At 63.3% G+C, this 13,922-nt stretch carries 14 protein-coding genes; 8 read left to right on the forward strand and 6 right to left on the reverse strand.

Going from position 1 to position 13,922, the window contains the following annotated elements; translation table 11 throughout:
- From JZ00_RS03110 to JZ00_RS03140, 7 genes are all read left to right on the forward strand, one after another.
- The coding region (locus JZ00_RS03110) for a type VI secretion IcmF C-terminal domain-containing protein (protein WP_039588296.1) at positions 1-445 on the forward strand (445 nt) is incomplete at its 5' end.
- Positions 442-2,028 (forward strand): type VI secretion system protein TssA, encoded by a 1,587-nt coding sequence (gene tssA / locus JZ00_RS03115; RefSeq protein ID WP_039588297.1) that lies wholly within the window; start codon positions 442-444, stop codon positions 2,026-2,028. The genes JZ00_RS03110 and tssA, both read left to right, overlap by 4 nt.
- 22 nt (positions 2,029-2,050) lie before the next feature.
- Positions 2,051-3,820, forward strand: coding sequence for a type VI secretion system baseplate subunit TssF (tssF, locus tag JZ00_RS03120; RefSeq protein WP_039588298.1), 1,770 nt, complete (start codon positions 2,051-2,053; stop codon positions 3,818-3,820).
- Positions 3,784-4,881, forward strand: a complete 1,098-nt coding sequence (tssG, locus tag JZ00_RS03125) for a type VI secretion system baseplate subunit TssG (protein ID WP_039588299.1) — start codon at positions 3,784-3,786, stop codon at positions 4,879-4,881. The genes tssF and tssG overlap by 37 nt, the downstream gene beginning before the upstream one ends.
- Positions 4,862-5,398, forward strand: a complete 537-nt coding sequence (gene tssJ, locus JZ00_RS03130; RefSeq protein WP_039588300.1) for a type VI secretion system lipoprotein TssJ — start codon at positions 4,862-4,864, stop codon at positions 5,396-5,398. The genes tssG and tssJ overlap by 20 nt, the downstream gene beginning before the upstream one ends.
- 3 nt (positions 5,399-5,401) lie before the next feature.
- On the forward strand, positions 5,402-5,848 hold the full coding sequence (gene tssE / locus JZ00_RS03135) for a type VI secretion system baseplate subunit TssE (RefSeq protein WP_039588301.1): 447 nt from the start codon (positions 5,402-5,404) through the stop codon (positions 5,846-5,848).
- Between the two features lie 107 nt (positions 5,849-5,955).
- Positions 5,956-6,768, forward strand: a complete 813-nt coding sequence (locus tag JZ00_RS03140) for an oxidoreductase (RefSeq protein WP_039588302.1) — start codon at positions 5,956-5,958, stop codon at positions 6,766-6,768.
- A 9-nt stretch (positions 6,769-6,777) separates the two neighbouring features.
- On the opposite strand, the gene JZ00_RS03145 is transcribed toward JZ00_RS03140, so the two are convergent.
- The 6 genes from JZ00_RS03145 to JZ00_RS03170 form a co-directional block, all read right to left on the reverse strand.
- Positions 6,778-8,034, reverse strand: a complete 1,257-nt coding sequence (locus JZ00_RS03145; RefSeq protein WP_039588303.1) for an NAD(P)/FAD-dependent oxidoreductase — start codon at positions 8,032-8,034, stop codon at positions 6,778-6,780.
- Positions 8,031-8,267, reverse strand: coding sequence for a 2Fe-2S iron-sulfur cluster-binding protein (locus tag JZ00_RS03150; protein ID WP_039588304.1), 237 nt, complete (start codon positions 8,265-8,267; stop codon positions 8,031-8,033). Before JZ00_RS03150 ends, JZ00_RS03145 begins: the two co-directional genes overlap by 4 nt.
- Entirely contained in the window at positions 8,260-9,375 is a 1,116-nt protein-coding gene (locus tag JZ00_RS03155; RefSeq protein ID WP_039588305.1) for an NAD(P)/FAD-dependent oxidoreductase, read from the reverse strand. Before JZ00_RS03155 ends, JZ00_RS03150 begins: the two co-directional genes overlap by 8 nt.
- Positions 9,372-10,304: a 4-hydroxyproline epimerase gene (locus JZ00_RS03160; protein ID WP_039588307.1), complete on the reverse strand. Its 933-nt coding sequence runs from the start codon at positions 10,302-10,304 to the stop codon at positions 9,372-9,374. The genes JZ00_RS03155 and JZ00_RS03160 overlap by 4 nt, the downstream gene beginning before the upstream one ends.
- A gap of 109 nt (positions 10,305-10,413) precedes the next feature.
- Entirely contained in the window at positions 10,414-11,085 is a 672-nt protein-coding gene (locus JZ00_RS03165) for a GntR family transcriptional regulator (RefSeq protein WP_039588308.1), read from the reverse strand.
- A 91-nt stretch (positions 11,086-11,176) separates the two neighbouring features.
- Positions 11,177-12,343 carry an MFS transporter gene (locus tag JZ00_RS03170; protein WP_039588310.1) on the reverse strand — a complete coding sequence of 389 codons (1,167 nt, stop codon included), beginning with the start codon at positions 12,341-12,343 and terminating at the stop codon, positions 11,177-11,179.
- 132 nt (positions 12,344-12,475) lie between these two features.
- Between JZ00_RS03170 and JZ00_RS03175 the strand changes: the two genes are divergently transcribed.
- Complete coding sequence (locus JZ00_RS03175) at positions 12,476-13,870, forward strand: aminotransferase-like domain-containing protein (RefSeq protein ID WP_039588311.1); 1,395 nt, start codon at positions 12,476-12,478, stop codon at positions 13,868-13,870.
- Positions 13,871-13,922: the final 52 nt, after the last annotated feature.

Raw genomic sequence — 13,922 nt, forward strand, 5'->3', positions numbered from 1 at the left:
GTTGAGCTTCGAACTGAGTGGCAAAGGTGTGCGCGATGTGGTGCAGACCACGTTCATCCTCAATGGCGAAAAACATGAGTACTTCAACCAGAAGGAACGCTGGCAGCGCTTCGGCTGGCCGGGGCGCAGCGATTATCCCGGGGTCAGCCTGACCTGGACCAGCGTCCACACCGGCGAGCGACTGTTCGCCGACTACGCCGGCACCTGGGGGCTGATCCGCTTGCTGGAACAGGCCAAGTTCACGCCGCTGGACGATGGCGACAGCCGCTATCGCATGGTGCTCAAGGCCCCCGATGGCCTGGGCCTGACCTGGCACCTGCGCACCGAACTGGATGCCGGGCCGATGACGTTGCTCAAGTTACGCGGGTTTACGTTGCCGGGGCGGATATTTCTCACCGAGAACGGGGCAGCGGCGTCCTATACGCACAACGAGGCTTTCGAATGAGTCTGCAAAGCTTGATCACTCGTTGCCTGGGGCCACGCGACGCGGTAGCGATTGCCCGTGGACAGGCCGCACGCTGGCAAACTTGGTTGCAACCCATCAGCGAGGCCTCACCCGTCGGGGAAGATCCCGGCTATGACGATGACTTCCAGCGCATGCGTGAAGAAGTCGACAAGTTGTCCGGTGCCGATGCCGAGCAAGTGGCGCAGTTGGCCGAGAAGCTGCTGACCCGGACCTGCAAGGATCTGCGCGTGGCCACCTATTACGTGTGGGCGCGTTTGCACGGCGACGGAGAGGCGGGGCTGGCCGATGGCCTGGGCCTGCTGGCGGCGTTGGTGGAGCGGTTCGCCGATAGCGTGCTGCCGGTGCGCCCCAACAGTCGCAAGGTGGCATTGCAATGGCTGGCCGGTGGCAAGGTGCTGGACACCCTGTCGCTGTATCCGGAGGTGGTCAAGGCTGAAGCTGAGCGAACTGCGGCGGCGCTGGCCTGGCTGGAGCGAGGGCTGGACGCGTGGCCGGAAGATCAACGTCCTTGTCTCGCGGCTTTGCACGCCGCGCTGTCCGCGCGTCTGGCTCAATCCGGCGGTGTGGAAGCGGTGGTCCCGCAGAACGCGGCGAGCCAGGAGTCGAGTGCCCTGGCGGGAGCGTCGACGGTGCCCGCCATCAAGTCCGGTCGGGATCTGTTGGACCATGGACGGGCCCTGGCCGGTTATCTGCGCGATCAGCCCCAGGGCTGGCTGGCGGCCCATCGATTGATGAAAAGCCTGCGCTGGGACACGGTGCACCAGGCGCCACCCCAGGACGCCGCCGGCAAGACCCGGCTGATGCCGCCGAGGCCTGACTATCGGGCGCAGCTCAAGCGTTTGTATCTGCAGCAGGGTTGGAGCCAGTTGCTCGACCAGGTGGAACGGATCTATGCCGAAGGCGTAAATCATTTCTGGCTGGATTTGCAGTGGTACGTGTACCAGGCCTTGAGGCAGCAACCTGCGCCCCAGAGCGACTGGGCCGACGTGACCCAGCGAGACCTGGGCATGTTCCTTGATCGCTTGCCTGGACTGGAACTGCTGTGCTGGAACGACGGTACGCCCTTCGCCGATGAGACCACCCGTGAATGGATCGCCCAGCACGCCAGCGGCAACCGAGCAGGGCAATGGTCACCCGCTCCAGCGTCGGCGCCGGGCATCGGCGATGCCGACATGTTGTCGTGGGAAGGCGAAGCCCTGGCGCAGGCCGACAGGGAAGGGGTCGAGCAAGCGTTGGCCTGGCTGGCGGCGCGGCCGGACATCCAGGGTGGGCGCCAACGTTGGCTGCTGCGTTTGCTGATGGCGCGGGTAGCCGAACAGTTCGGCAGGACGGACCTGGCCATTCACTCGCTGGAGGCACTGGACGCCGCCGCCCAACACCACGACCTGCGTGGGTGGGAGCCCGATCTGTATTTCGAGGTAAAGGCTCGCCTGCTCAAGCTGCTGCGCCTGAAAGCCCAGCGCAATGACACCGATAAACCGGCCCTTGCCCGACGCATGGAAACCTTGCTGGCGGCGCTGGTGGCCATCGATCCGGTACGTGCCGCAGTGCTCTGCGGATGACAATCATCGAACAGGATTCTTTATGGACATGGACAATCTGACACTGCGCTATTTCGACGCCGAGATGCGCTACCTGCGCGAGGCTGGCAAAGAATTCGCCGAAGCGTTCCCGGACCGGGCGGCGCATCTCAACCTGGACAAGCCAGGCGCGCAGGATCCTTACGTGGAACGCTTGTTCGAGGGCTTTGCGTTCCTGATGGGGCGCCTGCGGGAAAAGCTCGACGATGATCTGCCGGAGCTGACCGAAGGCCTCGTGAGTCTGTTGTGGCCGCATTACCTGCGGACCATCCCGTCGCTGTCGATCGTCGAACTGGTGCCTGATCTTGCGCAGATAAAGCGCAGCGAACGAATCGCCAAGGGGTTCGAGATCCTGTCGCAACCCATCGGCCCCCAGCGCACCCGGTGTCGCTATACCACTACGCAAGACGTGACGTTGCAGCCGCTGGCGGTGACTTGCGTGGAACGTGACCATGAACCCGATGGCCGCTCGCTGCTGCGCTTGCGCTTTGCCCGTAGCGAATCCGTCCCTTGGGCGCAGATCGACCTGAGTTGCCTGCCGTTGTACTTGAATGCCGATGCACCGCTGGCCAGCGCCTTGCATCAAGCCCTGACCTTGAACAAGCAGACGATGTACGTGCGCATGGCAGGGCAGTCTGGCCGCCTGAACGTGGACGGCCATTTCGCGGCCAAGGGGTTTGCCGACGAAGATCGGCTGTGGCCCAAGGGCGACAGTGCCTTCAGCGGTTATCAGCTGCTGCTGGAGTATTTTACGTTCCGTGAAAAATTCATGTTCGTCACCCTTTGCGGATTGGACCAACTGACGATTGAATCCAATGCACCCTGGTTCGATCTTGAAGTGGTGCTGCGCGAACCCTGGCCTCATGCCTTCGACTTGGGCGTCGAACACATCCGCCTGCATGCCGTGCCAGTGATCAATCTGTTTGTGCTGGAGGCCGACCCGCTGGAGCTCGACCCTTTGCAAACCGATTACCTGCTACGTCCCATGCGTTTGCAAGATGGCCATCTGGAGATCTATTCCGTGGACCAGGTCACCGCATCGAAGGAAACCGAGCGCCTGGACTACGTGCCATTCACCAGCTTTCGCCACAAGGGCGGCATGCTGCGCGACGAAGCTCCGGAACGTTATTTCCACACTCGCTTGAAGCGGGCCGCCAATGGCTTGCATGACACCTGGCTGATCCTGGGCGGCGAAGGCTTCGACGAGGATCGCCTGCAGACCCTTGAACGCCTGTCATTGAGCCTCACCGGTACCCACGGCCAACTGCCGCGCAAGGCGTTGCAGGGCGCGGTACTCGATACGACGGTGCAGTCGACCCAGCTCGGCCTGCGGGTGCGTAATCTATGTGCCCCGACGTTGCCATGCTATCCGCCCAATCGTGACCGCTTTCATTGGCGCATTCTCAGCCACCTGGGCTCCAATTTCTTGCCGATGCTCGACAGTGCCGAGGTGCTGCGCGGGACGTTGGCGTTGTACGACTGGGCAGGCAGCGAGCTGAACCGGCGCCGCCTGGCGGCGATCGTCGAGGTCAAGCATCACCTGGTCCAGCGTTTCGAAAAGGGCTTCCTGATGCGTGGCGTGGACATCGAGATCACGCTGGATGCCAGCGGGTTTTCAGGGGAGGGCGATATCAGTCTGTTCGGTGAGATGCTCAACCGCTTCTTTGCGCTCTACGCGGACATCCACTTGTACACCCAGCTCACGCTGGTTCTTCAACCTACTGGAGCGTGCCTGCGATGGAGCGAGAACCACAGCCAGCGTATTCCCGGTTGAACGCCGATGATTTGCTGGATACGTTGCAGGAGCGGGTGGCCGAGGCCAGCGTGTACCGTTTTTGCCAGTTGCTGGAACAAGCGTTGCCCAACCAACCGCTGCTGGGCAGCACCGCGCGCCCGGCCGATGATCCGGTGCGTTTTCGACCCGATCCCGGCATGGGCTTTCCAGCGGGCGAGCTGAAAGGGATCGAGTTCGATCAGCAGAACCCGCGGCGTCCGGCGACGGTACGCACGCGCGTGCTGGGGTTGTACGGCGTCGACTCGCCGATGCCGACGGCGTTCGTGGATGACATCGCTCAACGCCGTGAAGGCCATGAAGCCCTGGAAGCTTTCCTGGACATTTTCAATCACCGGATCTTCACCCAGTTCTACCGGATCTGGCGCAAGTATTCCTACCCAGCCACTTTCGCGGCAGGCGGCACCGATGCGACGTCGCAATGCCTGCTGGGCCTGATCGGATTGGGTATTCCCGGAACCGCGCGGCACGTGGCTACGCCGATGTCGCGTTTCCTCGCGTTGCTCAGCGTCATGCGCCTGCCGACCCGCAACGCAGAAGGCATCGAGGCGCTGGTCAAGTTGCTGGCGACCCACACCCAAGCGCGAGTCAGCCCGCACTGGCCGCAAAAGATTGCCTTGCCGCAGCCGGCGAGTCTTCACCCGTCCCGCCCAGTAGGTTTGTCGGTGGGTACGCCGCTGGGCAGTGTCGGAAGAGACGTCAACAGCCAGTTGCGCCTGGTGCTGTCCACCAATGACGCTCGGGAGGCCAACGATTGGTTGCCCGGCGCAGCGCTGCACCGCGACTTGCTCGTACTGCTGCGCGTATACCTGGGGTGGCGTTGCAGTGCGACGCTCCAATTGACGGTCGCGGTGAGCAGCCTGCCGCCGGCAGTCCTGGGAAACCCCAGAATACGTCTAGGCATGACCGGTGTGCTGGGTTTGGGAACAGACAGCTGGCAGGCGAAAGAACACGACACGATCACCATCAATCTAGGTCGGTACCAAGGCCTCTCGACCCATTCTCGGAACAGGGAAACACAGCATGTCTCGTACTCTTTTTAATGTTTTGACACTGATGGCGATGGCCTTGGCGCTGGGCGGGTGTGGCTTGACCCAGACCGTCACGCAAGGCACCGCGTCCGCCGCCGAGAGTGTTTTTCATAGGCAGGTGAAAACCCTGCATCTGGATTTCAACGCGCGCGCGACACTGAACACCGACACTGCGGACATGAGCGCCTTGTCGCTGCCGACCCTGGTCCGGGTGTATCAGCTGCGCGACAGCAAAGCGCTGGACTTGGCCACCTACGAGGGCTTGATGAGCGGTGACGAGGGGCTGCTCGGCGGTGCATTGCTGGACAAGCGTGCCGTGGTGGTGAAACCCGGGGCAGGAGCGCAGTTGAGCGTACCGATGGACCCGCAGGCGCGGGTGGTTGCGCTAGTGGCCTTGTTTCGCAGTCCTGACGCCCAATTGGACACCTGGCGCTTGATGCTGACGCGCGATGACCTGGACCCGGATCGGGCCCGGCTCATCGAGATGCGTGACAACCAACTGACCTTGCGTCCCTTGGCGAAGGAGTGAGCCATGACTGAGCCCAACCCGTCGCTTTACGAAATGCTGTTGCAAAATTTTGCCGGTGAGCTGGATTTGCATCGGGTCAGCGAACAGGACTGGCACACACTGTCGGTCCTGGACAATCTGCAACGCATCCTCAATTGCAGGGCGGGAACGCTCAGTCATCTGCCTGACTACGGGCTGCCCGACATGGGGACGGTTTTGCAAGGGTTGCCTGCGACGGCCCACACCTTGATGAGGACGATGACCAATACCTTGCTCAAATACGAACCACGGCTGGCGGAGCTTTCCATCGAGCTGCTGCCGCAGGCCATGCCGGGGCATCTGGAGTGTGCCCTGGACGGACGATTGAAAGGAGGGCGGCGGGTGGTTTTCGGCACGACCTTGGGTCCGGAGGGCAAAGTCCTGGTGCGACATCTGGCGCAACAGAATTACCTGTCGATGCCCCTCAATTAGATGTCGATCAAAATCAAAACCGTTGACGGCAATGATTACGGTCATCATCATAGAGTCCCCCGACACGCATCGATGCCGGGTCCGACCCAACTGCCGAGGAAAATTTCATGACAACTCACAAGCCCGTAGCGTTGGTCACCGGCGCTTCGTCCGGTATCGGCGAAGCGATCGCCAAGGCGCTCGTGACGGCCGGCTATCAGGTATACGGCACCAGCCGGCGCGGGACCCGGGCCGATCACCAGACCTATGCGATGCTGGCGCTTGACGTGACCGATGACGCCTCCGTCGAAGCGGCCGTCGCGCAATTGTTGCGGTTGGAAGGGCGTATCGACTTGCTGGTCAACAATGCCGGTTTCGGGCTTGCTCCGGCCGCGGCGGAAGAGAGCTCGATCGAGCAGGCCAAGGCGATCTTCGATACCAATTTCCTCGGTATTGTGCGAATGACGCGCGCCGTTGTGCCTCACATGCGGCGCCAGGGCGTGGGTCGCATCATCAATATCGGTTCGATCCTGGGTGTCGTCTCCGTACCCTATGTGGCGCTCTATGTGGCCAGCAAACACGCGGTGGACGGGTATTCGCAGGCCTTGGACCATGAGCTGCGGACCCATGGCGTCCGGGTCGTTGTCATCGAACCCGGGTATACCAAGACAGCCTTCGAAAGCAACAGCCTTGAGGCTGATGCCAAGCTGGACCTGTACGAAGAGATTCGTGTGAAGGTCACCAAGGTCGTCAATCAAGCAATGGCGACAGCCGAGGGCCCCGATGTCGTCGCTGACGTGGTGCTCAAGGCCGCTCGCGCCGACCGTCCGAAGTTGCGTTACACCGCGGGAAAGGCCGCCGCCCAATTGCAGTTCATGCGCCGCTTCGCGCCCGCGGGTGTCTTGGATACGGGGATCCGCAAGGCGATGCAAATCGCATGAGCCCGCCCATCAGGGAGATGAGATGTCTCCCAGGCTCAGCAACGTTTCGATCCGCGCCGGACTGAAGGGTGGGCGAGGAATGGGCGGCGTCCAGCCAAACAAGTGTTCCAACGCAGCGCCGCAGACCCGGCCTTGGCAGGCGCCCATACCGCAGCGGCTGGCGAGCTTCGCCTCGCGCCAGTCGGCATGGCCACTCAATGCCTCGTAGGCCACGTCCTCGCAACGACAAACGACCGTATCGCCCTGGGGCAGGCCTTTCAAACGAGCGTCGAGGGCGAAGGCGTCGTTCAGCGCCCGGGCAAACCCCTGCCATCGCCCGCGACGCGTCCACAGGCGCTCGGCTGCCGCTGTATCACCGACGGCGGCGTGGCCGGCGATGGCGCCTTCCACCAAGGCCAGTTCGCTGCCGCCGAAACCGGTGCATTCACCCGCGGCGTAATGATCGCGGCGAGTGGTGGCCTGCCAGGCGTCGACTGCCAGGGCCTGGCCAGCGAGTTCGCAACCCAACGCCTGGCCCAACTGGGTATTGGGAATGAGACCGAAGCCGCAGGCCAACCGGTCGCAAGCCAATTCCACCGTCTGGCCTTGCTGCAGCAGGCGCACGCCTTCGAGCGTGTCCCGTCCCAGGGCCTCCAACACATGAGTGCCGGTGCGGTAACGGGCATCGAACAGGCTGAGCGCCTGCCATGATTTGCCCGGCCAGCGTGGCAGTTGCATGGCAAAACCCATGACGGCGGTGCGCCTGGCCTGCTCGGCGATGCGCAATACTTGGGCTCCGTGATGCCGCGCCGTGGCAGCGCTGGCCAGCAGCAGGGGGCCGCTGCCGGCAATCACCAGGCGTTCGCCGCGCACCGGCAGGCCGCCCTTGATCAGCACTTGCAAGCCACCGGCACCGGTGACGCCGGGCAGCGTCCAGCCGGGAAAGGGCAGCAGCAGTTCCCGGGCGCCGGTGCACAGGATCAAGCGGTCGTAACTGATCAGCCAACCCTGCTCGGCGTTTTCCACCAGCAAGGTCTTATCGGCAGCGCTGGCAATCACCCGGGTTGCCGTGTGACAGTGCACGTTGGCGCAGGCAAGCAAACGCTCGCGCATTCGTCGCGCCTCGACAGGCAAGTGGGCCTGTGGTCCGGCGCGCCAGATCTGTCCGCCGGGAGTCGGGTTGTCATCGAGCAACACGATGCGCACGCCGCTGTTCGCTGCAGCCAGGGCGGCGGCCATGCCGGCGGGGCCACCACCGATGATGAGAAGGTCGACGAATTCGGTCATGGTCGGGTGTCCACGTGCATGCCGTCGCGGCACAAGGTCTGGCAGGCCAGGCGCCGTCGGCCATCGATCATCACCCGGCATTCCTGGCAAACGCCCATGCCGCACAAAGGCGCGCGGCGCTGGCCGGTCACCGAGGTGCGACTGCAGCCATCGGCGCCCATGGCCAATGCCGCCGCTACGCTGGTGCCATTGACGACAGACAGCGCGCGGCCATCGACAAACAAATCAGGCATGGACCGGTGCTCCCAAAAAACGCTGCGGCAGATAGGGTTTTGCGGCCAGCGGCGCGGTTTCGTTGAACAGTTGCGCGACCAGCAGGTCGGCCGTTGCTGGCGCAGTCGTGACGCCAAGCCCTTCATGACCCACCGCCAGCCACAAACCCTTGCGCTGCGGATGTTGCCCCACCAGCGGCAAGCCGTCGGGACTCGCCGCGCGAAAACCGGTCCAGGCGCGAATGCCGTTGAGGTCCGCCAGCCCTGGCATGTAGTCCACGGCGCGCTTGAGCATTTTTGCCAGCATCCAACCTTCCACTTGCGGATCGACGTTGCCGAACTGCCGCGAAGCGCCGATGAACAGCTGTCCGGTCGGGCGCGGTTGGATGTTGCACGCCACCGACGGTCCGCTGGCGTTATGAGCGCTGGTGACGTAACCCAGCTCAACCAGGGTGTGGACGACAGTGGCGGGGTAGCGATCGGTGATCAACAGGTGGCCCTTCTTGGGTTCTATCGGCAGCTCCGGGCACAGCTCGGTGGCTTGGATGCCATTGGCGAGCACCACCGCTTCGGCGCTGAGCCAACGGCCATCGGCGAGGCGTACGCGGTCGCCGTCCACTTCGCTGACTTGCGCGTGTTGTTGACGAATATTGGTGTGATCGAGCATCCAGCGGGCGGCCGCTGGCGCGTAGAGAATACCGTCGCCCTTGATCAGCAGCCCACCTTCCAGGCCCGCCCGCAATTCCGGCTCGCGCTGCTGCAAGGTGGCGCGGCCAATCAGTTCGCAGGGCTCATCATGGGCCATCAGGTTCAGGTATTTGCTATGGGCGACAGTCATCTCCTCGGCATTGGCCGCCAGCCATAAAGTGCCGTTGTTGCGCCAGGCACAAGCATCGGGCAGCGCAGGCGCCAACTCCCTCCAGCGCCGCAAGGAATATTGACTCAGGGCCAGCTCCGCCGGGTTGTCGTCGAGCACCAGTAAATGCCCCATGCCGGCCGCCGTGGCGCCGTGCCATCCAGCGTCCAGCACCAGCACCCGCAAACCACGCCGTGCCAGGGCCTGGGCGCAGGCCGCGCCAATGATGCCAGCGCCGATGACGATCACGTCTGCGGCATGGCCTTCGTTCACGGGCGAATGCCCCAGGCGAAAGGATCGTCCGGCTCGATAATCAGTGTGCTCTCGGCGCTGATATAGGCCCGGCCGCGAATCGTCGGCACGATGCGCTCGCCCGATCGCTCATACGATCCTTCGAATTCACTGCCGATGACACTGGCCTGGCGCCAGACCTCCCCAGGTTGCAACTTGCCATCGGCCGCCAGGCACGCCAGTTTGGCGCTGGTCCCGGTGCCGCAAGGAGAGCGGTCATAGGCCTTGCCGGGGCAGAGCACGAAATTTCGGCTGTCGGCCTGGGGATCGTCGGCGAACAGCTCGATATGATCGATCAGCCCGCCGTCCTCGCCGCGAAAGCCTTGCTGCTCCAGGGCCTGCTGTACAGCGAAGGTATAAGCGGTCAATGCGTCGAGGTTGTCGCCCGCCACGCGCTGGCCGTGATCGGCGATCAGGAAGAACCAATTGCCGCCCCACGCCACATCGCCGGTCACCGGGCCGATGCCCGGCACCTCCAGGCGCAGGGCCTGGCGATATCGGTAGGCCGGCACGTTGCGCACACTGACCGAGCGATCTTCATGGAGCGTCGCCTGTACCGTGCCTACCGGCGTCTCGATACCATGCACGCCGGGACCGATTCGTCCCAGATGAGCCAACGATGCAACCAGGCCGATGGTGCCGTGGCCGCACATGCCCAGGTAGCCGCTGTTATTGAAAAAGATCACCCCGGCACAGGCGGCCGGGTCCACCGGTTCGCACAGCAACGCGCCCACCAGCACATCGCTGCCGCGAGGCTCCAACACGCTAGCGGTGCGCCAGGCGTCGTGTTGTTCGGCCAGGCGCTGCCTGCGCTCGGCCATGCTGCCCTGGCCCAGGTCGGGGAAACCGTCGGTCACCAGCCGGGTCGGTTCGCCGCCGGTGTGGGAGTCGATCACGGTGATGCGTTTCATGGCGCCACGTCCGTTCAGATGAGTGGACACAAGCGTGGCGCGCGCCGGGGGCTGTCGGCTTGATGGATTTAGCTGCTGTCGGTGACGAAATCAGCACAGCGCCATGGCGTCACCGGCTCGTCGGCAAGAACTCGAACAGCGTCTTGCAGACCCCGGCGATATGCTCGTCCAACAGTTTCACCGCACGCTCCACGTCCCCGGCGCGGCAGGCGTCGAGGATTTCACGGTGTTCATGATCGGCGCGCTCCTTGCCGGCCGACAGGCTCATTTGCATGCGCAGGTAACGCTCGAGTTTGTCGTGGACCGAGCGGATCAGGCTCACCATGAAGGGCCGCTGCGCGGGTTCGTAGAGGCAGGCATGCAACTGCCAGTTCAGCTCGGCCCAGCGACCGACGTCGTCCTCACCGATGAATTCCCGGCAAATGCTGTCGGCCCGGGTGAAGGTCGCTTCGGTCATGTTGGGAATTGCCAGGCGCAGCACCTTGTCCTCGAGCAGCATCCGCACCTCGAACATCTGCGCCAGCTCCGCCTCGGAGATCCGCGTGACCATCGCCCCGCGATTGCGCTGGAACATCACCAGGCCCTCGGCCTCCAGGCGCTTGAGCGCTTCACGCACGGGGATCTTGCTGACGTTGAACTGCCGGGCGATGTCGTCCTGGCGAATCGGCTCGTCCTCGGCGAAGTGCCCGGCCACGATGGCGTCGCGCAGGTGCCGAGTGATGATTTCCGAGGTGGATGGGGTGTTGCCCAGGTCGGGCAGGTTGAACTTGGATAAAGTCACGGCGGCGGTCGTTTGGCTAAGGTGGGGATATGGTATACGACCCGGCTATCGCGATGTCGAGTGACGTCTGCCGTTGTGGCGAGGGGATTCGTCAGCTGGGGGAAGGTTGGGCGACAAAGGCCTCTGTCCGGACGATGCGCACCCCGGTAATCGTTGCGCCTGCCAACAGTGCCAGGCCAAACACCGTCAGCGCCACGTCAGCGCCGAATTGGTCGGCCAACCACCCGGTCACGACGACCGGGATACTGAATCCAACATAGGCGAACAGGAAGAACCCGGCGCTGACCCGGGCTTTTTGCGCACCGGCCATGGCCGTGATTGCTGACAGTCCGCCCAGGTACAGAAAGCCGTAGCATGCACTGCTGGCGCCCAGCGCCCCGAGCAGCACGGCGGGCAGCGAACCCCGGCTTGCGCCCCAGGCGAGCAACGCATAGCTCAAAGGCAAGACGAGCAGGCCCAACCCCGTGGCCCTGGCCGGTTGCATGCGTTTCACCCAGGGCTGGAAGATCAATCCGCAACTGATGACGGTAAATGTCGACAGGCCGGACCAGCGCTGCAAGCCATGGGCAGCAAGCACCGAAGGCAGGATGGCGATGACCAGCCCCGACGTCGCCCAGGCCAGCAACATGGAGAAGCTGTAGGGCAGGCTGCCAGCGGGAAACAACGGCAGGCGCAACAGCGGCGCGTGGCTGAATCTCGGGGCAGGGTCCGGCAGCCGCGCCACCACGATCATCGCTAGGGCAGCCAACCCCAGCTGCAACCAGAAACTGCCTGGCGTAACGCTGTGATGGGCGAACAGGAAAAGGCTGGTCAGCGCCGCGCCCAGGCCAAACCCCAGGGAGGTGCTGGCCGTGACTCGGTTGGCCGGCGCCCGTGCGTCGCCGGTCGGCATCAGTTCCACCATGTAGGCGGTGGATGTCGCCGAGGCCAACCCGGTGCCGACGCCCATCATCAGGCGCGCCACGCCCAGCGCCGTCAGGTTCGGCCAGATCGAAGTGATCACCGTCGCCAGCATCGACAGGCAAAGCGCCGCCAGGATCAACGGTTTGCGACCCACGCGGTCGGCCAGTCCGCCGAACGCCAGCAACACCGGCAATACGCCCAGGACATAACCGGAAAACGCCACCGCCGTGGCGCCTGCGCCGTAACCGGAAAGCTGCGCATAGGTGGTGTAAAGCGGCGCCTGGAGGTTGACCGCCAGGGTGATCAGGCAAAGACCAAAGGCCAGTCCCCATGAATGTCGCTGCTGTGCGTCCAAGAGTGTTCCTTGCAAGTGAGAGTCTGGACGGACTATCAATGCCGCACCGCAGGCAAACAAGGAACAGAGCGGGGTCTTTTATGCTTAACTGTTCGCTCGAAATTCGAGAACACTTAGCCGAGATCCCGCGCCATGGACCTGAACATCGATCGAAACGCCACGGGATCCGTGGTCCGGCAACTGGTCGCCAGTGTCACCGAATGGATCCACAGCCATGGCATTCGTGCGGGCGCGCGCATGCCTTCGATCCGCCAACTGGCGACGGAAAACGGCCTGAGCCTGTCGAGCGTGATCAAGGCGTATGACCAGTTGGTCGCCGGCGGCGTCCTGGAGTCCCGGCATGGCTCGGGCTTTTTCGTGGCACAGCAGATGTCCCAGGCGTCGGCACCGCAGGCCGAGGATGAAGCAACCGCCTGGCCCTTGTTCGATAACGCATCGACCCAACTCAAGCTGGGGTGCGGTTGGCTGCCAGACGCGTGGCGCGACGACACCGACCTGGGCCAGGCGATCCGCCAGGTGGTGCGCAGCGACAATCAGGCGCTGTTCAACTACAGCACGCCGTTGGGCTCGGCTGATCTGCGCTCGCAGATCCAGAAACGCCTGGGCCTGATCGACATTCATGTCGACCTGCGCCAGATCATCACCACTCAGGGCGCCAGCCATGGCTTGGACCTGCTGGTGCGCACGTTGCTCAAGCCGGGCGACCTGGTTTTGGTGGAAAGCCCCGGCTACTACAACCTGTTCAACCTGCTGGAGCTGCACGGGGTCAAGACCCTGGCCGTGCCGAGGACTGCCCAAGGCCCTGACATCGCCCATCTGGAACGGCTGCTCGATGGGCACAAGCCGGCGTATTTCTTCATCAACAGCATGTACCAGAACCCCACTGGCACCAGCCTCGCGCCGAGCGTTGCCTATCGCCTGTTGCAACTGGCGACGTTGCACGACTTTCGCCTCATCGAAGACGATATTTACGCCGATTTCCAGAACGGCCCGACATCGCGCCTGGCGTCCCTCGACGCTTTGGATCGGGTGATCTACCTGGCGAGCTTCTCCAAGACCTTGTCCAGTTCGTTGCGCATCGGCTACGTCGTCGCGCAACCGGAAATCATCAAGCGCCTGGCGCACATCAAAATGGTCACCGGCATCGGCTGTTCACTGCTTTCGGAAAATGTCGTGGCAACCTTGTTGGCGAACGGCGCGTATCGCAAGCTGATCCAACGCCTGCGCGGGCGCCTGAACAAGCAGATGGCGAGCACGTTGCGCCTGCTTGATCCCAACCACTGGGAAGTGTTTGCCGAGCCCAGTGGAGGCTTGTTCGTGTGGGCGCGGCCTCGGCACGTAGCGTCCGAGCGGGTCCGGCAGATCGCCGAGCAGTTGCAAATCCAATTGTCCCAGGGCTCGACGTTCTTGCCGGAGGGGGAGGCATGCGACTGGTTGCGGCTGAACGTGGCGTACAGCCAGGACGTTCGGGCCCAGACTTTTTTCAGGCAAATCGAACAAGCATCAAAATTGGAACGGCAGTGCTAATGGGAATAAATGTCAAATAGGAATGAGTTGCTGTATCTTTCGCGACACATTC

Origin of the sequence: Pseudomonas frederiksbergensis (assembly GCF_000802155.2) — a bacterium.
GTDB classification, from domain to species: domain Bacteria; phylum Pseudomonadota; class Gammaproteobacteria; order Pseudomonadales; family Pseudomonadaceae; genus Aquipseudomonas; species Aquipseudomonas frederiksbergensis_A.